This is a genomic window from Arhodomonas sp. AD133 (genome assembly GCF_051195215.1).
Lineage (GTDB): Bacteria > Pseudomonadota > Gammaproteobacteria > Nitrococcales > Nitrococcaceae > Arhodomonas.
In genome coordinates this window covers 18,957-40,448 of sequence record NZ_JBNAZM010000034.1, presented here as the reverse complement: position 1 = coordinate 40,448, position 21,492 = coordinate 18,957, and the positions used below count along the sequence as shown (strand labels likewise).

General features: G+C 67.6%; 21 protein-coding genes and 1 other RNA gene. 3 read left to right on the top strand and 19 right to left on the bottom strand.

Going from position 1 to position 21,492, the window contains the following annotated elements:
- Nucleotides 1-3 precede the first annotated feature (3 nt).
- The 13 genes from murC to rsmI all read right to left on the bottom strand — a co-directional run bounded on the left by murC (nt 4) and on the right by rsmI (nt 14,030).
- Complete coding sequence (murC, locus tag ACPEES_RS16595; protein WP_435104688.1) at nt 4-1,449, bottom strand: UDP-N-acetylmuramate--L-alanine ligase; 1,446 nt, start codon at nt 1,447-1,449, stop codon at nt 4-6.
- Complete coding sequence (murG, locus tag ACPEES_RS16590) at nt 1,446-2,528, bottom strand: undecaprenyldiphospho-muramoylpentapeptide beta-N-acetylglucosaminyltransferase (protein WP_435104687.1); 1,083 nt, start codon at nt 2,526-2,528, stop codon at nt 1,446-1,448. Before murG ends, murC begins: the two co-directional genes overlap by 4 nt.
- A complete protein-coding gene (gene ftsW / locus ACPEES_RS16585; protein WP_435104701.1) occupies nt 2,525-3,649 on the bottom strand; it encodes a putative lipid II flippase FtsW in 1,125 nt (374 codons plus the stop codon). The genes murG and ftsW overlap by 4 nt, the downstream gene beginning before the upstream one ends.
- A gap of 67 nt (nt 3,650-3,716) precedes the next feature.
- Complete coding sequence (murD, locus tag ACPEES_RS16580; RefSeq protein ID WP_435104686.1) at nt 3,717-5,048, bottom strand: UDP-N-acetylmuramoyl-L-alanine--D-glutamate ligase; 1,332 nt, start codon at nt 5,046-5,048, stop codon at nt 3,717-3,719.
- Between the two features lie 17 nt (nt 5,049-5,065).
- A complete protein-coding gene (mraY, locus tag ACPEES_RS16575; protein WP_435104685.1) occupies nt 5,066-6,148 on the bottom strand; it encodes a phospho-N-acetylmuramoyl-pentapeptide-transferase in 1,083 nt (360 codons plus the stop codon).
- Between the two features lie 3 nt (nt 6,149-6,151).
- On the bottom strand, nt 6,152-7,510 hold the full coding sequence (locus ACPEES_RS16570; RefSeq protein ID WP_435104684.1) for a UDP-N-acetylmuramoyl-tripeptide--D-alanyl-D-alanine ligase: 1,359 nt from the start codon (nt 7,508-7,510) through the stop codon (nt 6,152-6,154).
- Entirely contained in the window at nt 7,510-9,009 is a 1,500-nt protein-coding gene (locus ACPEES_RS16565; protein WP_435104683.1) for a UDP-N-acetylmuramoyl-L-alanyl-D-glutamate--2,6-diaminopimelate ligase, read from the bottom strand. Before ACPEES_RS16565 ends, ACPEES_RS16570 begins: the two co-directional genes overlap by 1 nt.
- Nucleotides 9,006-10,733, bottom strand: a complete 1,728-nt coding sequence (locus ACPEES_RS16560) for a peptidoglycan D,D-transpeptidase FtsI family protein (RefSeq protein ID WP_435104682.1) — start codon at nt 10,731-10,733, stop codon at nt 9,006-9,008. The genes ACPEES_RS16565 and ACPEES_RS16560 overlap by 4 nt, the downstream gene beginning before the upstream one ends.
- Entirely contained in the window at nt 10,730-11,026 is a 297-nt protein-coding gene (gene ftsL, locus ACPEES_RS16555; RefSeq protein ID WP_435104681.1) for a cell division protein FtsL, read from the bottom strand. Before ftsL ends, ACPEES_RS16560 begins: the two co-directional genes overlap by 4 nt.
- Nucleotides 11,023-11,973, bottom strand: coding sequence for a 16S rRNA (cytosine(1402)-N(4))-methyltransferase RsmH (gene rsmH, locus ACPEES_RS16550; RefSeq protein WP_435104680.1), 951 nt, complete (start codon nt 11,971-11,973; stop codon nt 11,023-11,025). The genes ftsL and rsmH overlap by 4 nt, the downstream gene beginning before the upstream one ends.
- The gene (mraZ, locus tag ACPEES_RS16545) at nt 11,970-12,422 is read right to left on the bottom strand and encodes a division/cell wall cluster transcriptional repressor MraZ (RefSeq protein ID WP_435104679.1); all 453 of its coding nucleotides are present in this window, start codon (nt 12,420-12,422) and stop codon (nt 11,970-11,972) included. The genes rsmH and mraZ overlap by 4 nt, the downstream gene beginning before the upstream one ends.
- Nucleotides 12,423-12,771: 349 nt before the next feature.
- An RNA gene (gene rnpB, locus ACPEES_RS16540) (RNase P RNA component class A) lies at nt 12,772-13,129 on the bottom strand.
- Nucleotides 13,130-13,193: 64 nt separating this feature from the next.
- The gene (rsmI, locus tag ACPEES_RS16535; protein ID WP_435104678.1) at nt 13,194-14,030 is read right to left on the bottom strand and encodes a 16S rRNA (cytidine(1402)-2'-O)-methyltransferase; all 837 of its coding nucleotides are present in this window, start codon (nt 14,028-14,030) and stop codon (nt 13,194-13,196) included.
- 161 nt (nt 14,031-14,191) lie between these two features.
- On the opposite strand from rsmI, the gene ACPEES_RS16530 reads away from it, so the two are divergent.
- The 3 genes from ACPEES_RS16530 to ACPEES_RS16520 are packed head-to-tail and all read left to right on the top strand — an operon-like array spanning nt 14,192 to nt 17,111.
- A complete protein-coding gene (locus ACPEES_RS16530) occupies nt 14,192-16,135 on the top strand; it encodes a penicillin-binding protein activator (RefSeq protein WP_435104677.1) in 1,944 nt (647 codons plus the stop codon).
- Nucleotides 16,132-16,494: a YraN family protein gene (locus tag ACPEES_RS16525; RefSeq protein ID WP_435104676.1), complete on the top strand. Its 363-nt coding sequence runs from the start codon at nt 16,132-16,134 to the stop codon at nt 16,492-16,494. Before ACPEES_RS16530 ends, ACPEES_RS16525 begins: the two co-directional genes overlap by 4 nt.
- A 26-nt stretch (nt 16,495-16,520) precedes the next feature.
- A complete protein-coding gene (locus tag ACPEES_RS16520; protein ID WP_435104675.1) occupies nt 16,521-17,111 on the top strand; it encodes a phosphoheptose isomerase in 591 nt (196 codons plus the stop codon).
- A 33-nt stretch (nt 17,112-17,144) separates the two neighbouring features.
- Here the strand turns inward: ACPEES_RS16520 and ACPEES_RS16515 are convergent, their stop codons facing one another.
- From ACPEES_RS16515 to petA, 6 genes are all read right to left on the bottom strand, one after another.
- Nucleotides 17,145-17,642: an O-acetyl-ADP-ribose deacetylase gene (locus ACPEES_RS16515; RefSeq protein WP_435104674.1), complete on the bottom strand. Its 498-nt coding sequence runs from the start codon at nt 17,640-17,642 to the stop codon at nt 17,145-17,147.
- 98 nt (nt 17,643-17,740) lie between these two features.
- Nucleotides 17,741-18,145, bottom strand: coding sequence for a ClpXP protease specificity-enhancing factor (locus ACPEES_RS16510; protein ID WP_435104673.1), 405 nt, complete (start codon nt 18,143-18,145; stop codon nt 17,741-17,743).
- Nucleotides 18,146-18,203: 58 nt separating this feature from the next.
- Nucleotides 18,204-18,809 (bottom strand): glutathione S-transferase N-terminal domain-containing protein, encoded by a 606-nt coding sequence (locus ACPEES_RS16505; protein WP_435104672.1) that lies wholly within the window; start codon nt 18,807-18,809, stop codon nt 18,204-18,206.
- A 62-nt stretch (nt 18,810-18,871) separates the two neighbouring features.
- Complete coding sequence (locus ACPEES_RS16500) at nt 18,872-19,603, bottom strand: cytochrome c1 (RefSeq protein ID WP_435104671.1); 732 nt, start codon at nt 19,601-19,603, stop codon at nt 18,872-18,874.
- Nucleotides 19,603-20,853 carry a cytochrome b gene (locus ACPEES_RS16495; RefSeq protein WP_435104670.1) on the bottom strand — a complete coding sequence of 417 codons (1,251 nt, stop codon included), beginning with the start codon at nt 20,851-20,853 and terminating at the stop codon, nt 19,603-19,605. The genes ACPEES_RS16500 and ACPEES_RS16495 overlap by 1 nt, the downstream gene beginning before the upstream one ends.
- Entirely contained in the window at nt 20,853-21,449 is a 597-nt protein-coding gene (petA, locus tag ACPEES_RS16490) for a ubiquinol-cytochrome c reductase iron-sulfur subunit (protein WP_435104669.1), read from the bottom strand. The genes ACPEES_RS16495 and petA overlap by 1 nt, the downstream gene beginning before the upstream one ends.
- Between the last annotated feature and the right edge of the window lie 43 nt (nt 21,450-21,492).

Genomic DNA, 21,492 nt, shown 5'->3' with positions numbered 1-21,492 from the left:
CGCTCACTCCCCGCCCTCCCGGCCGTGATTCGCGACCAGCGCGGGCGCGGCATTGCCGATGCTGCCTGCACCCAATGTAATGACCAGGTCCCCCGGCTCGGCGATGTCGGGGAGCAATTCCGCAAGCTCGTCCAGGCTCGCCGCGAACACGGGATTCACCTGACCACGCGCGCGAATCGCGCGACAGAGGCTTCGGCCGTCCGCACCGGAGATCGGCGACTCGCCGGCGCCATACACCTCCGTGACCAGCAGCGCATCGGCCTCGGAGAGCGTGCGCGCGAAATCGTCGAAAAGATCGCGTGTGCGACTGAAACGGTGAGGCTGGAACGCCACCACCAGACGGCGATCCGGCCACCCCTCGCGCACGGCCTGCATCACCGCCGCGATCTCCCGTGGATGGTGGGCATAGTCATCGACCAGCAGCACCGGACCGCGGGGCAGCGTCAGCTCGCCGTAGACCTGGAAGCGGCGGCCGATGCCCTGGAACTGTCCGAGCGCCGCCGCGATGTCGTCCCGCGGGATACCGAGCTCGTGGGCGATGGTGATGGCGGCGAGCGCGTTCTGGGCGTTGTGACGCCCGGGCAGGTTGACCTCCACGGGGAACGCCGGCGCATCGTCTATGACGACCTGGAAACGCGTGCGGTGCCCGTCCTGCTCCACCTGCGTGCCGCGCACGTCCGCGCCCGCCGAGAAACCATAGGTCCGCACGGGCCGGGTGACCTCCGGGACCAGCGCCCGGACCTCGGGATCGTCGACGCAGAGCACCGCGAGACCATAGAACGGCAAATGGTGGAGAAACTCCAGGAACGTGCCCCGCAGTCGCTGGAAATCGCCCTCGTAGGTGCCGAGGTGATCGGCGTCGATATTGGTGACCGCCGCGATCATCGGCTTCAGGTAGAGAAACGAGGCATCGCTCTCGTCGGCCTCGGCGACGAGGTAACGGCCGGCCCCCAGACGCGCATGGCTCGCCGCGCTGTTGAGGCGGCCACCGATGACGAACGTCGGGTCGAGCCCGCCCTCGGCGAGCACGCTCGCCACCAGGCTCGTGGTCGTGGTCTTGCCATGGGTACCCGCTACCGCCACGCCGTAGCGGAACCGCATGAGCTCGGCGAGCATCTCTGCGCGGGGGACGACCGGCAGACGACGCTTGCGCGCAGCCTGCACCTCCGGATTGTCCTCGCCCACAGCGCTGCTGGTAACCACCGCATCGGCGTGGCTCACGTGGGCTTCGTCGTGGCCGAGCTCGATGGTCGCGCCGAGCTCCCGCAGCCGCCGCGTAACGGCGTTGTCGCGCAAGTCCGACCCGGTAACCGTATAACCGAGATTGAGCAGAACCTCGGCGATACCGCCCATGCCGGAACCGCCGACACCGACGAAATGCAGCCGCCGCACGCGGCCCATGGCCCCCGGAGTGCTGTGATCCCAGTGCATGCCCGGCGTATCGTTCATCGTGCCACCTCCAGGCAGCTTTCCATCACGGAGGCTGCCGCCTGCGGCCGGCCGCGCTGCCGCGCCCGCCGCGCCATGTCCACCAACCGGCCACGCTCGGCGACCAGCTCCGCCAACGTGCGCCCGAGGGCGCCGCCATCGAGCTCCGACTCGCGAATCATCCGCGCCGCACCGGCTTCCACCAGAAAACGCGCGTTCGCGGCCTGGTGATCGTCGACTGCATAGGGGAAAGGAACGAACACCGCCGCAACACCGGCCGCCGCGATTTCGGCGACGGTGAGCGCACCGGCGCGGCAGATGACGAGATCCGCCCAGCCGTAGGCTTCGGCCATGTCATCGATGAAGGCGCCGACCTCTGCCTCGACGCCTGCATCGGCATAACCCTGACGCGCCAGCGCCAGCGTGCGCTCACCAGCCTGATGCCGCACGAGCGGCCGCTGCGTCTCGGGCAGCTCGGCGAGCGCCGCCGGTACCGCCCGGTTGAGGGTTTTCGCGCCAAGACTGCCCCCGAGCACCAGCACCCGCAGCGGACCATCGTCACGCCCGGTCATACGCTGCTCCGGCGGCGACAGATCGCAGACCGCGCGACGCACCGGGTTGCCGACGAAACGCGCCGCCGGCGCGCCGGGGAACGGCCTGTCGAACCCCGTCAGCACCCGCCGGGCCAGGCGGGCGAGCCAACGGTTGGTCATGCCGGGCACAGCGTTCTGCTCATGGATCACCAGCGGCCGGCGAAGCAGCCATGCGGCAAGACCACCGGGACCGCTAACGTAGCCGCCCATGCCGAGCACTACCCGAGGCCGGCAGCGGTGCACCACGGCGAGCGCCTGTGCGAGCGCACGGGCAAGCATCCACGGCGCCAGCAGCCAGCCGAGCCGCCCCTTGCCGCGGAGCCCCCGCACCTGCAAGGCACGCAGCTCGATGCCGGCGGCCGGGACCACTCGCGCCTCGAGGCCGCGGGCGGTCCCCATCCACAACACCGGAACACCCACCTCGCGCAGACGTTCGGCGACCGCCAGGGCCGGGAAAACGTGGCCGCCGGTTCCGCCGGCGAGAATCAGCACGGGTGCCTGACTCATGCTGCCTCCTCCTCGGCGCGCTCCCGCCGTGTGGCGGCGGCGATCAGGCGACGCTCCCGATCGACCCGCAGCACCAGCGCCAACGCGATCAGCGACATCACCAGCGAGCTCCCGCCATAGCTCATCAACGGCAGCGTGAGCCCCTTGGTGGGCAGCAACCCCAGATTCACGCCCATGTTGATGAACGCCTGCAGGCCCAGCCAGAAGCCGACTCCCCAGCACAAGTACGCACCGAACCTGCGCCCCGCCGCGTGGCTCGCCATGCCGGCGCGGAAGATCCGCCATACGAGCAGGCCATAGAGTGAAAGCACGGCCAGCACTCCGGCGACGCCGAGCTCTTCGGCCAGTACCGAGAACAGGAAATCGGTGTGCGCTTCCGGCAGGTAAAAGAGCTTCTGCACGCTATTGCCCAGGCCAACGCCGAACCAGCCGCCGCGCCCCACGGCGATCAATGCCTGGGTGAGCTGGAAGCCGCTGTCGAACGGGTCTGCCCAGGGGTTGAGGAAAGCGGTGAGGCGTTCCCAGCGGTACGGCGATGTCACCACCAGAGCCGCCGCCGTGCCCGCGCCGCAGGTCAAGCAGGCGAGCAACCAGCCGAGCGGTGCCCCGGCGAGGAAAAGCATGGTCATGCCGGTGGCGATGATCACGGCGGCGGCGCCGAAATCGGGCTCGGCGAGCAGCAGGGCCGCCGTGAGTGCGAGTACGCCCACCGGCAGCAGGAAGCCCTTGGCCGTGGTCTGCAACGCCTGGTGACGGCGCACGAGATAACCGGCGAGATAAATGAACACGCACAGCTTCGCCGCCTCGGAGACCTGCAGATTGAACACCACCAGCGGCAACCAGCGGACGCTGCCATTGACCTCGTGCCCCACTCCGGGCAACAGCACGAGCACCAACAGCAGCAGGCCACAGGCAAGCAGCGACGGTCCGGCAAGCTGTACCGTCCGCACGGGGATCAGCGCTACGACGGCTGTGGCAAGCGTCACACCGAGCCCCGCATAGGCGAGCTGGCGCCAGAAAAGGTAGAGCGCCTCACCGGTCTGACGCTCGGCCATCGCCACGGACGCCGACGCGACCATCACGAGCCCCATGAGCAGGATCGCGGCGACAAGGGCCAGCATGACCCAGTCGAGCAGGGGCGCCTGCGCCTGATGCGCGGCCGGAAGGACCGGCTGCGGAGCGACTGCCTCAGTCATGGCCGAGTCCCTCCACGCACTCACGGAACGCATCGCCACGCGCCGCATACCCCGGGAACATGTCGAAGCTGGCGCACGCCGGGCTCAAGAGCACGGCATCCCCCGACCGACTCATGGCGAATGCTGCACGCACCGCAGTGGCCATGTCCGGTACCTGCTCAAGGGGACACACACCGGTGAGCGCAGCAGCGATCGCGTGGGCGTCTTCGCCCAGAAGCACTACGCCGCGCGCGCGGCCGGCGAGCGCCGCGGCGAGCGGGGCGAAATCCTGGCCCTTGGCCTGACCGCCGGCAATCAGTACCACCGGCGCAGCCAGTCCGGCGACAGCGGCTTCCGCCGCGCCAACGTTCGTGCCCTTGGAGTCGTTGTAGAACCACCGTCCGGCGACCTCACCGACCAGCTCCATTCGGTGTGGCAACCCCCGGAAGGCCCCAAGGGCCGCAATCATGGCCGACCAGGGCAGGCCCACTGCATCGCCGAGCGCCAGCGCTGCCAGCGCGTTGGCACGGTTGTGCGTTCCCGGCATGCGCCAGGTGTTCAGGTCACAGAGGCGCTCGCCACCACGGACGAAAGCACCGTCACGCACCCCCCATTCGCCGGAATTCGGCGCGGCGAGGGTGAAACCGATGACTCGCTCCGATGCCCGCGCCATCGCCGCCACGGCCGGGTCGTCGCGGTTGACCACCGCCACTGCCGAGCGGTCGTAGACCTTCGCCTTGGCCGCCGCGTAGCCCGCCAGGTCGGGATAACGATCCAGGTGATCGGCACTGACGTTCAATACCACCGACGCTGCCGGCGCCAGGGTGGACACCGTCTCCAGCTGGAAGCTCGAGAGCTCGAGCACATAGAGCTGCGCCCGGGGCTTGCGTGCGAGCAACGACACAGCTGCCGGACCGAGGTTGCCGCCGACCGCTGCCTCGACGCCCGCCGCCTGCGCCATCTCCCCGACCAGGGTGGTAACCGTGCTCTTGCCGTTCGAGCCGGTAATCGCCACAACCGGCGCATCCACGGCCCGCGCGAAGAGCTCGATCTCACCAATCACGGGCACGCCCGCGGTGCATGCCGCCTCGATGGCCGGATGCCGCGGGTCGACCCCGGGACTGAGCACCACTTCCGCGGCGCCGGCGAGCAACGCGCCATCGATAGCGCCGAGGTGTTGGGCAACGCCAGGGGCGGAGGCGGTCAACGCGGCGGCACGTGGCGGCGCCTCGCGGCTGTCGGTGACCGCCACGCTCTGCCCCCGATCGACCAGGTGGCGGGCGCAAGCGTAACCGCTCTCGCCGAGTCCGACGATGGCGGTATAGGCGCGCCGATCTGGCCCCATGTCGTCCATATCCACCATCAACGCAGCTTCAACGTCGCCAAACCCACGAGCACGAGGACCACCGTGATGATCCAGAACCGCACGATCACGCGCGGCTCCGGCCACCCTTTGAGCTCGAAGTGGTGATGCAGCGGTGCCATGCGGAAAATGCGCCGGCCAGTGAGCTTGAACGAGGCGACCTGGAGCATGACCGACACCGTCTCCACGACGAAGACACCGCCCATGATGAAAAGCACCAACTCCTGGCGGACGACCACGGCGATCACGCCGAGCGCCGCACCCAGCGCCAGGGCCCCGACATCGCCCATGAACACCTGAGCCGGGTAAGTGTTGAACCACAGGAAGCCGAGGCCGGCGCCGACCAGCGCGCCGCAGAATACGACGATCTCGCCGACACCGGGCACGTAGGGGATGCCCAGGTAGTCGGCGAAGTTGCTATGCCCGGTCGCGTATGCGAACACCCCGAGCGCGCCCCCCACGAGCACGGTGGGCATGATGGCGAGACCGTCGAGACCGTCGGTGAGATTCACGGCATTGGAGGCACCGACGATCACACAGTAGGTCAGCGGCACGAACACCCAGCCCAGAGGCACCGCAACGGTCTTGAAGAACGGCACTATGAGCGAGGTCTCGATGGGCAGTTGGGCGCTGGCGAACAGCACGATCGCGGCCACGAAGCCCACGACGGACTGTGACAGGTACTTCGCTCGCGCCGACAGGCCCTTGCTGTTGGCCCGCGTGAGCTTGAGCCAGTCATCGATGCCACCGATGACACCGAAGGCCAGAGTCACGAGCAGCACTGTCCAGACGAAACGGTTGGTAAGATCGCTCCAGAGCACGGTGGCGACGGCCACGCCTACCAGAATCAGCGCACCGCCCATGGTCGGCGTGCCCGCCTTGGAGAGATGTGTTTGCGGACCGTCGTCGCGGACGTACTGACCGATCTGATAGCGAACCAGACGCCGAATCAGGCCCGGCCCGACCAGCAAGGCGATCCCCAAAGCGGTGAGCGTGCCCAGAATCGCGCGGAATGTCAGGTACTGGAAGACATTGAATCCGCTGTAGAATGATTCGAGCCAGCTCGCCAGCGCCAGTAGCATCGTTCAGCCCCCTACCCCTTGGTCGTCGCCTTCGGTGAGCGCGGCGACCACTCGGTCCATCGCCGCGGAGCGGGAACCCTTGACCAGCACACGAACCCCCGGCCGGAGATCCCGGCGAAGGGCGGCCACGAGCGCCTCCAACCCGGGGCAATGGGTGGCGCCTTCACCGAACGCCTCGGCCGCCGTCCGTGCCATCTCACCGCAGGTGAAAAGCCGTGCGATGCCGGCCTTGTGCGCGTAAGTGCCGGTCTGCGCGTGCAGCGATGCCGCGGCCTCGCCCAGCTCGCCCATGTCCCCAAGCACGAGCCAGCACTCGCCGCCACCGGCGGCCAGCAGATCCACCGCCGCGCGCACGGACGCCGGATTGGCGTTGTAGCTGTCATCGATCAGCTCGATGCCACCGGCAAGACGCCGGCGCGCGAGGCGCCCGGCGACGCCGCCCACAGTCTCCAGCCCGCGTTCAATCCAGGCCGGCGGGGCGCCGGCGGCGAGCGATGCCGCGGCAGCCGCTGCAGCGTTCATACGGTTGTGCGCCCCGGGCAGCGCCAGCTCGGCGGAGACTTCGTCTCCGCCAGGCAGTGCAAGACGCATGCGTTCGCCATGATCCGGAAGGACCCGGACATCCGCCGACTCGGCGGTGCCAAAAGTCACGATGCGGCGCGTTCCCGCGAGTTCCCGCCAAAGCGGCGCATGATCGTCGTCGGCGTTGATCACCGCAACCCCGTCAGGGGGCAAACCGCGGAACATTTCGCCTTTTGCGCGCGCCACACCCTCGATGTTGCCGAACCCCGACAGATGTGCGGGTCCGGCGTTGGTCACGATGCCGATAGTCGGGCCGGCCAGCTCTGCCAGACCGGCGATCTCCCCCGGGGCATTGGCGCCCATCTCGATCACGGCGAAACGCTGCCCCCGGTGCAGCCGGCACAACGTGAGCGGCACGCCGAGGAAATTGTTCAGGTTGCCCTCGGTAGCCAGCGTCTCGGCACCCGTGCCGAGAATGGCCGCCAGCATTTCCTTCACCGTGGTTTTGCCATTGGAACCGGTCACGCCGATGACGGTCGCCGGAACGCCAGCGCGCACCCAGGCGCCGAGCCGGGCTAGTGTCGTCGCCGGGTCCGGGACGACCCATTGGGGCAACGCATCGGCGACCTCACGGGCCACGAGCGCGGCCGAGGCGCCCGCCGTCCGTGCCGCGGCCACGAAGTCGTGACCGTCGACACGCTCGCCGGCAAGTGCGACGAAGAGCTCACCCGAGCGGACACGCCGGGAATCGATTGCCGCCCCGGTAACGGTCACACCATCGCCGCGGATTCGCCCCTCGTCGAGCGCGCGCGCCAGGTCTGTCAGTGTCACCGGGTCCATCAGCCCGCCTCCCCGGCCTCGAGGGCCGTCTCGACCACTGCGCGATCACTGAACGCGAGTCGGCGATCGCCGACGATCTGATAGTCCTCATGGCCCTTACCGGCGATCAGCACCGCGTCTCCGGCACCGGCGCCGCCGACAGCATGTGCAATGGCCTCGGCGCGATCGACAAGGAGCGTTGCCGACCGTCCGGCCGGCAAACCGGCGCGCATGTCCTCGAGAATGGCCCCGGGCGATTCGCTGCGGGGATTGTCGCTGGTGAAAACCACTTCATCGGCTAGGCGCGCGGCCGCCTCCGCCATCAGCGGACGCTTGCCGCGATCCCGATCACCGCCGCAGCCACAGACACACCACAACCGCCCGGGAAAGTGCTCGCGCACGGCCTCCAGCGCGGCGGCGAGTGCCGCCGGCGTATGCGCGTAATCCACCACGACCGTGGGACGCGCACCGCCCCCGAGGGCCTCCATACGCCCCGGCACCGGATGCAGGCGCCGCAACGCCGTCTCCATCTCCGTTGCGGTGAAGCCGAATGCGAGCAACGTTGCGGCAGTCGCGAGCACGTTCGCCGCATTGAAACGGCCGAACAACGGCAGCGCCAGTGTCAGTGCCTGCTCGTCCACGGTGAACGAAAGCGTCAGCCCCGCAGGGGTGGTCTCTATTGCGCTCGCGCATACCCGGGCCCGACGATCACCCGCCACGGAATAGCCGACCACCGGCGATTGCGGCTCGGCCGCCAAGCGGCGGCCGAATGGGTCGTCCATATTGAGCACCGCCACCGCCGGTGGAGGCTCCCGGAACAGCTTCGCCTTGGCCGCCGCGTAGGCTTCGTCGGTGCCGTGATAATCGAGATGATCGCGGCTGAGATTGGTAAGCACGGCGACGTCGAATCCGAGCCCGCCGGTTCGCTGCTGATCGAGGGCATGGGACGACACCTCCAGCACGGCCCCCGAGACGCCTGCGTCCACCAGCGCAGCAAGCTGACGCTGCAGGCTCACCGCATCCGGCGTCGTATGGGTAGCCGGTGCCAGCGCACCCGGTCGGCCCCAACCAATGGTGCCCACCACGGCCCAGGGACTGACGTCGGTATCGAGGGCACGGGCGATGAACTGGGTGGTCGATGTCTTGCCGTCAGTACCGGTGACCCCGACCAGCCGCAACCTTTCGCCCGGCTCACCGAAGAACCGGGCGGCAACCTCACCAACACACCGGGCGAGGCGAGGCATTGCGACGGCCACGGCACCGGTGGCACGGCAGCGCGCTTCGACATCCACTGCCGGTGTGGCCTCGGCCGGTTCCCACACCACTGCTGCCGCACCCCGCGCCAGGGCATCGTCCAGATATTCCAGCCCATGGCCGCACGTGCCGGCGACGGCGAGGAAAAGTCCGCCAGGGCTCACCTGCCGGCTGTCCAGCGCGAGCGCCGCCACTTCGACGGCCGGTGCGGACACGCCCCAGGGCCGCAGCAGGTCATCCAGGCGTGGGCGTGCCACCACCGTCATGGCCGCCCCCGATCCGCCATCATCAACGGCGCTGCCGGGCTCGTCTGCCCGTCGGGGGGCACATTATAAAGCCGCAACGCCTGGCTCATGACTTCACGGAAGACCGGCGCGGCCACCTGGCCACCGTAGTAGTCGTCGCGACGGGGCTCATTGATCATCACCACGCACACGAAACGCGGGTCACTCGCGGGTACGATGCCCGCGAACAGGGCCACATAGCGGTCATCCGCATAGCCGCCGGCCACGGCCTTTTTCGAGGTGCCGGTCTTGCCGGCCACGCGGTAGCCGGCGATGGCCGCACGCTCCGCGGTACCCTCGTCGGAGACGACCCGCTCCATCATCCGGAGAACGTCCCCGGCCGTCTTCGTACTCATGATACGCCGCCCCTCGCCCTTGTCGCCGCCGCGAAGGAAAGTCACCGGCGGCAGCACGCCGCCGTTGCCGAGCGCGGTATAGGCATGCGCAACCTGCAACGGCGTGGCGGCGAGACCGTAGCCGAACGCCAGCGTCGCGCGCTGGAAACGGCTGCGTGGCGGCGTCACCGCAAGCATACCCGCCTCTTCGCCCTGAAAACCGCTGCCGGTGGACTGGCCGAATCCGGCGGCGTCCACCATCCTCCAGACATCGCCGCGCTCGAGTGACAGCGCGATCCGCGTAATACCGACGTTGCTCGATTTCTGCAGCACCGTGGCGACATCGATATCGCCGTAGTTGTGCACGTCCTGAACCGTGTTGCCGCCCACCATCATCCAGCCGGGACCGGCATTCACCGGCGTTGTGGGCTCGAAACGACCCGACTCCAGCGCCGCGGCGATCGTGAACGGCTTGATCGTCGACCCGGGCTCGATGACATCGGCCACCGCGCGGTTGCGGTAGCGCCGGCTGTCGAGCTGACTGCGATCGTTGGGATTGAAACCGGGCTGGTTGGCCATGGCGAGCACCTCACCATTGCGCGCATCCAGCACGACGGCGGCACCGTTGACGGCGTCGTGGCGAGCCACCGCGGCCTTGAGCTCGCGGTAGGCGATGTACTGCAGGCGTCGGTCCAGGCTGAGCGTCAGATCGCGCCCCGGCTCCGGCTCACGCAACAACTCCACGTCCTCGATCACGCGACCGAGGCGATCACGCACCACCCGCTTGGCGCCCGGGTTGCCGCTAAGCCAGCCGTTGTACGCCCGTTCCAGACCTTCCTGGCCGCGGTCGTCGATATCGGTAAAGCCGAGGACGTGGCCGGCGACCTCGCCGGTGGGATAGAAGCGGCGATACTCACGCTTCAGCGAGACGCCGGGCAGGCGCAACGCCATGACCCGGTCACCGGTGGCGGGGGTGACATGGCGCTTGATGTAGACGAATTCCTTGTCGCGACGCGATTCCAGCATCGCCCGCACGCGCTCGGCGTCGAGCCCCAGCAGCTCGGTGAGCTCGGGAACCCGTCCGGCCGCGCCGAGCAACTCGCCGGGGTCCGCCCACACCGAGTCCACCGGCGAGCTGATGGCGAGCGGCTCACCGAAGCGGTCGGTGATCATGCCCCGGTGCGCGGGAATGGCATTGACCCGCAGATGGCGCGCCTGGCCCTGCCCTTCCAGGAAGTCGCGCTCGACCAGCTGAATCTCCACGGCCCGCGCCGCCAGCGTGAACGCCAGCACAGCGAATGCACCGAGCACGAACAGGCGTCGCCAGCGCGGCGCTGAAGTCTCCGCGTTGTCCGGGCGTTGGCTATTCACCTGGTGCTTCCCCCACTGTCGCCGCCGCGGCGTACGATGATCACGTCGTCACGTCCGGGCATGCGCATTTCCAGCTCCCGTCGAGCGATGGTCTCGACGCGTCCGTGGGTGGCAACGGCTCCCTGCTCGATGCGCAGGCGCCCCCACTCGACATCCAATCGATCACGTTCGCGCTGCAGTTGCTGCAGCTCGACGAACGCCCGGCGGCTGTAATGCTTGGTGGTCACCACCGCCACCGCACTCGCGGTCACTGCCACCGTCAGCGCCGCCACGAGCCAGTGCTGCACACTCACTCCAGCCGCTCCGCGCACCGCATGACGGCGCTGCGCGAACGCCGGTTGTCGCTGACTTCGGTGTCTTCGGCCCGCACGGCCTTGCCTATCTGGCGCAACCAGGGCCGACGCTCCGGCGGCGGCTCCGGTACGCCTGGTGGCAATGTGCCGACACGACTGGCATCACGAATGAAACGCTTGACCAGCCTGTCCTCCAGGGAGTGGAAGCTGATCACCACCAGTCGCCCGTGTGGCGCGAGGAGCGCCCGCACCGCTGCGAGGGCGGCCTCCAATGCCTCGAGCTCGCCGTTCACGGCAATACGCAGCGCCTGGAACGTGCGTGTGGCCGGGTGCTTGTGGCGCTCCCGGCGGGGCACGGCATTGGCCACGAGCTCAGCGAACTCACCGGTACGGCGCGGCAGACGGCCGGCCGCCCGGGCTTCGGCGATGGCGCCGGCGATACGGCGGGCAAAGCGCTCCTCGCCGTAGTCACGCAGCACCCGGGCAATCGTCTCGGGTGTCGTGCGCTCCAGCCACTCGCGTGCCGTGGGCCCCGAGGTCGTATCCATGCGCATGTCCAGCGGGCCATCGCGCATGAAGCTAAAGCCTCGCTCGGGATCATCGAGTTGCGGCGAGGACACGCCGAGATCCATCAACAGCCCGTCCACACGACCGACCAGGCCTTCCGCGCGCGCGAGCGCTTCCAGATGGCCGAACGACGCGTGACGGATACGGCAGCGCGGATCTTCGCCGAGACGCGCGCGCGCCGTGGCGATGGCCTCGGGATCGCGGTCGATCGCCCAGAGACCGCCATCGGCCCCCAGACGCTCGACGATCGCCGCACTGTGCCCGCCGCGGCCATAGGTGGCATCCACGTAACGGCCGTCGGCACGCACCGCCAGCGCTTCCACGGCGGCATCCAGCAGTACCGGCCGATGGTCGCCGGAATTGTGCTGTGCCGCCGTCATAGCGACAGTGCCTCGAGCTCTTCGGGCAGCTCCTCCTCTTCGGAGGCCTCGGCAAGCCATTCATCGCGACGTTCGAACCACGCCGCCTCATCCCACAACTCGAATTTGTTGCCCTGACCGATGAGCACGGTCTTTTTCTCCAAGCCGGCGAATTCGCGTAACGGTGGCGGCACGAGGATTCTGCCGTTGCCGTCGAGCTGACACTCGGTAGCGTGCCCGATCAGCAACCGCTGCAGGCGCCGGGCCGTGCGATTGAGGCTGGGCAGCTTAACGAGTTTCTGTTCGATCGCTTCCCATTCCGGAAGCGGATAGACCAGCAGGCAGTGATCGCGGTCCACCGTCACCACAAGGTGCCCTTCGCACAGGGACTGCAGTCGGTCCCGATAGCGACTGGGAAAGGCGATCCGGCCTTTCGAGTCGAGATTGATGTGCGTGACACCGCGGAACACTCACTACCCCATTTCGGCTTTGGAACTCCATTTCCCACCACTTTCCCCCACTTCGCTACACACTATAGGAGGGGCCCCACATGGCGTCAAGCGAAGCGAGCGCAGTTTTTCCCTCTCACTCAGGAACTTAGGTGGACCGAACGAAGGTAGCGGACTAAGTTTCCGACGGCCGGCAAAAACTCCACCGGAAACATGGCGCTATGGCGGTTTTCCGCAACGGAACGCGAACTGCCGTGGCGAAGATGCTGAAACCCGTTGCCTATTCCCGGGCACCGGGCACCTCGCACCTGGAGCAGGCAGCAGGCCCGACTCGAATGGAGGGCGGGTATCGCGGATCAAGGAGGGAAGAACGGGAAGCCGGCCTGTAAGCCGGGTTCTGTCGAGGACGGCCATTCCTCTGGGATGCGCGTCACCGCACACCTCTAGCGACCTACCCGGGAGCCGCGCGGGCAACACGAACGCTCCCCTATTTGGTCTTGCTCCGGGTGGGGTTTACCGTGCCGCGGAGTGTTGCCACCCGCGCGGTGCGCTCTTACCGCACCTTTTCACCCTTACCTGTGCCCCTGCATGCAGAGGCCATCGGCGGTCTGTTCTCTGTGGCACTTTCCGTCGGCTCACGCCGCCCAGGCGTTACCTGGCACCCTGCCCTGTGGAGCCCGGACTTTCCTCCGCACCCGCGTGGGTGCCGCGACCGTCCGGCCGACTTCCCGAACGCACATGATAACAAAGCCACGCCGACAGCGCCCGCCGCGTCCGGGTCGCAACAACCGCTCAGTCGCGGGTAATCCGGTCGTAGAGCTCGTTCGCACCCACTCCGGTAAGTCTCGCCACGAGCTTCGCCGCCCGACGCGGCGGCATTTCGGCGGCGAGTGCCGCGAGCAGCGCGTCGGCATCGACCACGGGCTCAGGCGGTTTCGCCGGTGCCCCGTGGACGATGAGCACGAACTCGCCGCGACGCTGGTCGGGATCACCGGCGAGCCATTCCGCCAGCTCGCCCACGGACGCCAGGCGCACCGTCTCGAAGCGCTTGGTGAGCTCGCGCGCCAGACAGACCTCGCGCTGCGCGCCCCACACCGTGACCATGTCCCGCAGCGCGGCCTCGATACGGTGTGACGACTCCAGCACCACGAGGGTACGCGGCTCGCCGGCCAGCGCCTCCAGCCGTCGGCGCCGCTGCGCCGCCTTCGCCGGCAGGAATCCCTCGTAGACGAACCGATCGGTGGGTAGCCCGGCGACCGACAACGCCGCGACAATACTGCTGGGGCCGGGAACCGGGCTAACGGTGACGCCCCGCTCCCGCAACGAGCGCACCAGGACGTAGCCGGGATCGCTGATCAGCGGCGTACCGGCGTCGCTGATCAGCGCCACATCCTCACCGGCGTCGAGCACCGCCGCCACCCGCGCCACGCGCTCGGCCTCGTTGTGCTCGTGGAGGCTGATCATGGGCGTACGCACGCCCAGATGGGCAAGCAGCCGGCCACTGTGACGGGTATCCTCCGCGGCGACCCACGCCACCTGCGCCAGCGTCTCGGCAGCACGGCGGCTGAGATCGTCCAGATGCCCGATGGGCGTCGCCACCACATAAAGGGTTCCACGGGAATTTGACACGCTGTTTCCACCGTACGGATACTCGTTGACCGACTGCGGCTGCGCCGCCCGGGCAGTCTACCGATTGGGGGCTCGACTGTGCGAGCACCGCCCTTGCTTTCACGACCATGGCCCCGGGCGCGGCACGCCCGGGACTTTGAAAAACCCTAGGACGACCGCCGATGGCCCCGATCCAGCCGAGCAGGCTTTGCCTTCCATTGATCCTGTTCGTTCTCACTCTAGGCGGATGCGCCACTACGCCTTCTCCAGCGCCGTCGCCCGCTCAGTCCACACCGGCGCAGGAAGCGGAGGAACTCGCCGCCGCCGGCCGCAGTGAAGCGGCGGCGCAGCGCTTCGAGCGCGCTGCACGCACGGCGGACGACAGTGCCACTGCGGATCGCTATCGCCTCCGTGCCGCTCTGCTCTACCTCGACGCTGGCCGCGGGAGCCGATCCCGGGGTCTGCTGGCAGCGGCCCGCCGCAGCGAGGGACTCTCGCAGGCGCGTGACACTCAGGCGATGGCGACACTGCTGGAGGTGCGACTCGACGAGAGCCTGCCACCGCCGAAGATCATCGAGACGCTGAGCCCGGTTCCCGAAGCGCTGCCGGCGCCGGTCGCCGCAGCATGGCTCGAGACACTCGCCGCAGCGGAGCTGGACGCGGGGCAAGCCTTGCAGGCGGCACGCCATCGCGTGCAGCGCAGCACGCTCATTGGCAGGCGGGGCCGCGACACAGCGGTATCGGAGGGCGTGTGGGCGGCATTGCAGCGCGTTCCCCAGGAGACATTGCGCGGACAGGTGCCCGCCGTCCGCCCGGATCGCTTCGGCGCATGGCTCGAGCTCGCGTGGGCAGTACGCGGAAACAGCGCCGACCGCAACGCCGTGGAATCCGCGGTCGCGGCGTGGCGCAGGCGCTACCCAGATCACCCGGCCCACGCGTTCATCGACGAGCTGATGGCAAAACTCGGTGAACGCCTCAGCGCCCCCGAGAACGTCACCCTGCTACTGCCTCTCTCGGGCGATCTCGGCGATGTCGGCCGCGCCATACGCGATGGCTTTCTCACCAGTCTTTACGCATTGCCCGCCAATAAACGACCGGCGCTGGAAATCCTGGACACCCAGGGCACGGCAGCCGGCGCGACGGCCGCGTACCGACGGGCACCATCGGGTAGCGCGGTCGTCGGGCCGCTGACGAAGGACGCCGTGCGCGCCGTGCTGGCACAACACGCGGGCGAGCGCTTGCTGTTGGCACTCAACACGGTGGCCACGCAAGGCACGACGGCGAATGCCTATCAATTCGGCCTTTCGCCGGAAGACGACGCACGCACCGCGGCGGAAGCGGCCTGGAATGCCGGCATAGAGCGTGCCGTGCTTCTCGCCCCGCAAGGCGCATGGGGCGACCGTGTCGCCAATGCCTACCAGCAGGCATTCTCCGCGGTCGGTGGCGGCATCCTGGAGACGGCGCGCTACGACGGCGACGGCGCCGATTACAGCGACACCCTGCGGCGGCTGTTCAACCTGGACGTCAGCGAACGCCGCTACCGTGAGCTGCGGCGGGTACTCAACCGCGATCTGCAATTCGAACCAAGCCGACGAGCGGACATGCAGGCGCTATTCATCGCTGCCTTTCCGCGCGAGGCCCGCCTGATCGTGCCGCAGGTGCGCTTCCACCACGGACTCGACCTGCCCGTCTACGCGACCTCCCACGCTTACCCGAAGCCGGCGGACGACGCCGCGCGGCAGGACCTGGAGGCACTTCGCCTCGTGGAGCTGCCGTGGCTCATGGACTCGGCAGTGGATGACACGGCTCTCGCCGAGCTTCAGCAGACCGCCATGGCCCGGTGGCCGGAGAGCGCGCGCAACATGCCCGAGCTCGTGGCATTGGGCGTGGACGCCGGACGTCTGATCCAGCGAGTGGGCACCCTGGCACTGGCGCCAGGCCGTGCGATTCGCGGTGCAACGGGCCGACTGACCCTCGGCAGTGACGGTGTGGTGCACCGAACGCCCATGGTCGTGACCGTCACGGGTGACGGCCTGAAGCCGCTACAAGTCAGCGAACGTCAACCGGCCATGAACGATGAGGCCTCCCCGCAGACGCCGGAAACGACGCCACCCCGGCAACCATGAGGCAGCGCCGCGCCCGCCTGCTCGGCGCCCGCGCCGAGGATCTCGCACAACGCCACCTCGAGGCTGCCGGCCTGCGGTGCCTGGACCGCAATATTCACTGCCGTGGCGGTGAGCTGGACCTGATCATGACGGATGCGGATTGCCTGGTCTTCGTGGAAGTCCGCAAGCGCAGCCGCGACGACTATGGCGCCGCTGCCGAAAGCGTTACCGCAAGCAAGCGCCGGCGGCTGGTACGCGCCGCCCGCTACTACCTGCACCGGCACGGGGCACACGAACGCCCCTGCCGCTTCGATGTCGTTACCATTGATGGCCGTGGCGATATCGCGTGGCTGCGCGACGCCTTCCGGGCCGACGAGTGACCAACGCCCCTGGAGTACGAACCCTGATGGATCCCCACGAGCGTATAACCCGACACTTCCACGAGAGCATCCAGACCAAGCAGATGGCGATGGACCGTCTGACCCCGGTCATTCTGCAGGCTGCCGAGCTGATGGCCCGCGCCCTGCAGGCCGAGCACAAGGTGCTCTCCTGTGGCAATGGCGGGTCGGCCGCTGACGCTCAGCACTTCTCCTCCGAGCTGCTCAATCGTTTCGAGATGGAGCGCCCGGGACTGCCGGCGATTGCACTGACCACGGACAGCTCCACGCTGACGTCGGTGGCCAACGATTACAGCTACCGGGAAATCTTCGCGCGCCAGGTCCGCGCCCTCGGACAACCCGACGACGTGCTTCTGGCGATCAGTACCAGCGGCAACAGCGATAACGTGGTCGCCGCGATCCAGGCAGCGCGGGAACGCGGGGTACGCAGCGTCGCCCTCACAGGCCGCGACGGCGGGGAAATCGCGCGCACACTGGGCAGCGACGACCTGGAGATCCGCGTGCCGGCAACGGTCACCGCCCGCATCCAGGAGGTACACCTGCTGACGATCCACTGCCTCTGCGACCTCATCGACCAATACCTGTTCGCGCCGAAGTGACCTTGTCCGGGGCGCGGCGACGCGCCCCGGCACTCACCCGTCGCTGCCGAGACGCTGGCGGTAGAGCTGCGCATCCGCCTCGGAAAAACAGCACGCGACAAGCCGGTCGAAGTCGCCTTCCCTGCGCCGCATTTCGTCAACCGCAATGTCGACGGCCCGCTCCGGGGGAAACCCATAGACCCCGGTACTGATGGCGGGAAAGGCGACGCTCTTGACCCCATGCTCGTGCGCCACCTCCAGGCTGCGGCGATAGCAGCTACGGAGCAGCTCATCCTCGCCGTGATCCCCCCCGGACCACACCGGCCCCACCGTGTGGATGATGTAATGCGCCGGCAGGCGAAATCCGGGGGTAATCTTGGCGTCGCCGGTCTCGCAGCCGCCGAGCTCACGGCAGGCCTCGTGCAGCTCCGGGCCGGCGGCGCGATGAATCGCCCCGTCCACACCGCCACCGCCGGCAAGACGGCGGTTGGCAGCATTGACGATGGCATCGACTTCCAGGCGGGTGATATCGCCGTGATGGACCTCGATCATGGCCTCCTCCATGCCTCGACGTTCGCGGCCTTCCATCACAATAGCAAGTGCCGTGATGCACGAACGCCGGCTGGGACGCCGGCGTTCGTGGGGGCGCGCTATTTGACGACGCGCAGCCGCGGCTTCTTGTCGCCACCGCCGGAATCGCCGTCGCCGCCATCATCCGGGCCGGAGGGCGGCGGCTCGTCCCCGCCGTCCTCACTGCCGAAGAGCATTCCCTGGCCGTTCTCGCGCGCGTAGATGGCGATGATCGCAGCGACGGGCAGGAACACATCCCTCGGCGCCCCGCCGAAGCGCGCGTTGAAGCTGACCCAGTCGTTACCGAGCTCCAGCGCCCGCACCGCCCGTGGCGCCACGTTGAGCACGAGCTTGCCCTTGTCAGCGTATTCAAGCGGCGCCTCGATGCCCTCCACACCGGTATCGACCAGCAGGTACGGCGTCAGGCCATTGTCGGTGATCCACTCATAGAGCGCGCGGATAAGGTACGGTCGTCTCGGCGTCATGCGATCTCGTCGTCTCGGCCGGTGGATGGCTTCGCCGCTGGAACCCTGAGCACTCTGCTCAGACAGCGCGCATCGCCCGCTCAACGTCGCTCAGGCTCTTCTGGAAAGCTTCGCGCTCGAACAGTCGCTCGGCATAGGCATGCACGCTAGCGGCACTGTCCGGCAGCTCCACGCCATAATGATGGAGCCGCCAGAGCATTGGCCCCAGCACGCAGTCCATCATGGACAGCTCCTCGCTGAGGAAGAACGGCGTGCCGGAACCGAACACCTCGTCACTTGCCGCCAGGCTTTCCGACAGCGCCTTGCGTCGTTGCGCGGCCTCGTCCCCGGAAACGCGGTCGAGGGTATCCAGGATATTCACCCAGTCCCGCTCGATGCGCGAGATCACCAGCCGCGCCTTGGCCCGGGAGACCGGATCCACCGGCATCAGCGGCGGATGAGGGAAACGCTCGTCGAGGTACTCGCTGATGACACGCGTGTCGTAAAGCGCCAGATCCCGGTCGACGAGCGTCGGCGCCTCGCCATAGGGGTTGAGATCCGCGAGGTCTTCCGGCACCCGGCCGCCCGGCTCGACGTCCACGATCTCGACGGCAATGCCCTTTTCGGCAAGCACGAGCCGCACGCGGTGGCTGTGCACGCAGGCAGGACTGGAATACAGGGTCATAACCGAGCGTCTGTTAACCGAGGCCATTAATCACTCCCAACCAGGCACAGGACGTGCACATGTCAGTGCACGTCCTTCCAGAACTCGCGCTTGAGCATATAGGCGAGACCGGTGAACAAGGCGATGAACAGCAACACCCACACGCCCAGACGTTCGCGATAGGCCCTAATCGGCTCCGCCGCGTATGCGAGGAAGTTGGTGATGTCGCGAGTGACGCGATGATACTCCTCCTCGCTGAGAGCGCCAGCCCCATCCGCCACCTTGACGCCGGTCACGTGGCGCTCACCATTGGCCGCCTCGCCGTAGACGGGCTCCGGAACGCCCTGCAGGCGCCAGAGCACATGGGGCATGGATGCGCCCGGCAGCACCAGGTTGTTCACGCCGGTGGCGGTGTCGTCATCGCGGTAGAAGGTGTTCAGATACGTGAACACCCAGTCCGCGCCACGCCGCCGGGCGGTCAGCGAGAGATCCGGCGGCGCCGCGCCGAACCATTCGGTGGCATCGGCACCTCGCATCGCGGTGTGCATGGGCTCGTGGGGTTTGCTGCCATCCCAGAGGAGATACTGCTCGAGCACATTCTCCGGAATCGCCAGGTCCTCGGCCATGCGGTTATAGCGGAGGTACTTCAGCGAATGACACCCCATGCAGTAGTTGGCGAAATATTTCGCTCCCCGCTGCAGCGACGCGGTATCGGTCACGTCGACGTGCGCGTCCATGAGCTTCTGCCCGCCACCGGCGCCCAGGGCAAGCCCGGGCAACAACGCCAGCAGCAGTGCGACGGCCATCTTTCTCATTAGTGTTTCACCCTTTCCGGCACCGGCTTCGTCTTCTCCAACCCGAACAACGTGTAGATGAGCAGGAACGCGAAGAACGCGAAGTAGACCGCCGAGCAGATTCGCGCCCAGGTGGTCACGGTCCACCCGAGGATTTCCATCGACGGTGCCTGCAGTCCGAGATAGCTCAGGAAGACGAAAGCGATGGCGAACAGTGCCAACGCAATCTTGTAGCCGAGACCGCGATAGCGGATGGAACGCACCCGCCCGCGATCGATCCACGGCAGGAGGAAGAGCAGAAAGATGGCGGCACCCATCGCCACGACGCCGAGGAACTTGTCCGGCACCGCGCGAAGAATGGAATAGAACGCGGTGAAGTACCACACCGGCGCGATGTGATCCGGCGTAGCCAGGGGGTCAGCCGGCTCGAAGTTCGGCTTCTCGAGGAACAACCCCCCGAACTCCGGCGCGAAGAAGATCACGGCCGCGAAGAAGAACAGGAAGACACCCACACCGAAGGTGTCCTTGACCGTGTAATACGGGTGGAACGGAATACCGTCCTTGGGCACGCCGTTGCTGTCCTTGTTCTTCTTGATGTCGATGCCATCCGGGTTGTTGGAACCCACCTCGTGAAGCGCGAGGATGTGCGCAATCACCAGGAAGACCAGCACCAGCGGCAATGCGATCACATGCAGTGCGAAGAAGCGGTTCAGGGTCACCCCGGAGATGTTGTAGTCGCCCCGGATCCAGGTGGCGAGCGCGTCACCGAAGCCCGGGATCGCGCCGAACAGCGAGGTGATCACCTGGGCACCCCAGTACGACATCTGCCCCCACGGCAGGAGATAGCCCATGAACGCCTCGGCCATGAGCACCAGATAGATCAGCATGCCGAACAGCCAGATGAGCTCCCGGGGTTTCTTGTAGGAGCCGTAGAGCAGGGCCCGGAACATGTGCAGATAGATGACGATGAAGAACGCCGATGCGCCGGTGGAGTGCATGTAGCGGATCAACCACCCCCACTCCACATCGCGCATGATGTAGAGCACCGACGAGAACGCGCCCTCGGCACTCGGGTTGTAGTTCATGGTCAGCCAGATGCCGGTGAGGATCTGGTTGACCAGCACCAGCATGGCGAGCGACCCGAAGTAGTACCACACGTTGAAGTTGCGCGGCGCGTAGTACTTCGAGACGTGCTCTTCCCACATCTTGGTCATGGGGAAGCGGGCATCGATCCAGCCGGCGAGCCCGTTGGTCTTGACACCGTCGCTCATTACGCGGCCTCCCCGTCCTGATGCTCGCCCACGATCACGCGCCCGTCACTCGGGTACCAGTACGGCGGTACCTCGAGGTTAGTGGGCGCCGGCACTCCCTGGAACACACGTCCGGCGAGGTCGAACTTGGATCCGTGACAGGGGCAGAAGAAGCCCCCGGGCCACCCGGCATCGACCGAGCCCGCTTCCGGCCGGAACAGCGGCGAGCACCCCAGGTGTGTGCAGATCCCCACCAGCACGCCGATTTCGGGCTTGATCGCGCGGGCGGTGTTCTGCGCGTACGGCGGCTGTTGGCTCGCCACCTTGGACTCCGGATCACTCAGCCGATCGTTCAGCTCGGGCAGCTGCTCCACGTCTTCCTCACTTCGGCGGAAGATCCAGACGGGCTTGCCACGCCACTCCACGTTGATCCGCTGCCCCGGCCGCAGCTGGCTGATGTCCGCCTCCACGGGCGCACCTGCGGCCTGGGTTCGGGCACTCGGTTGCCAATAGGACAGAAAGGGGATCGCCGTCACCACTGCGCCCGCGCCGCCCACGACGGTCACGGCGCCGGTGAGGAAGCGGCGTCTGCTCCTGTCCGCGCCTTCCTGATTCATCCACGTCCCCCTGGCTTGGGTTTAGGCTGGGATGCCGCCGCGC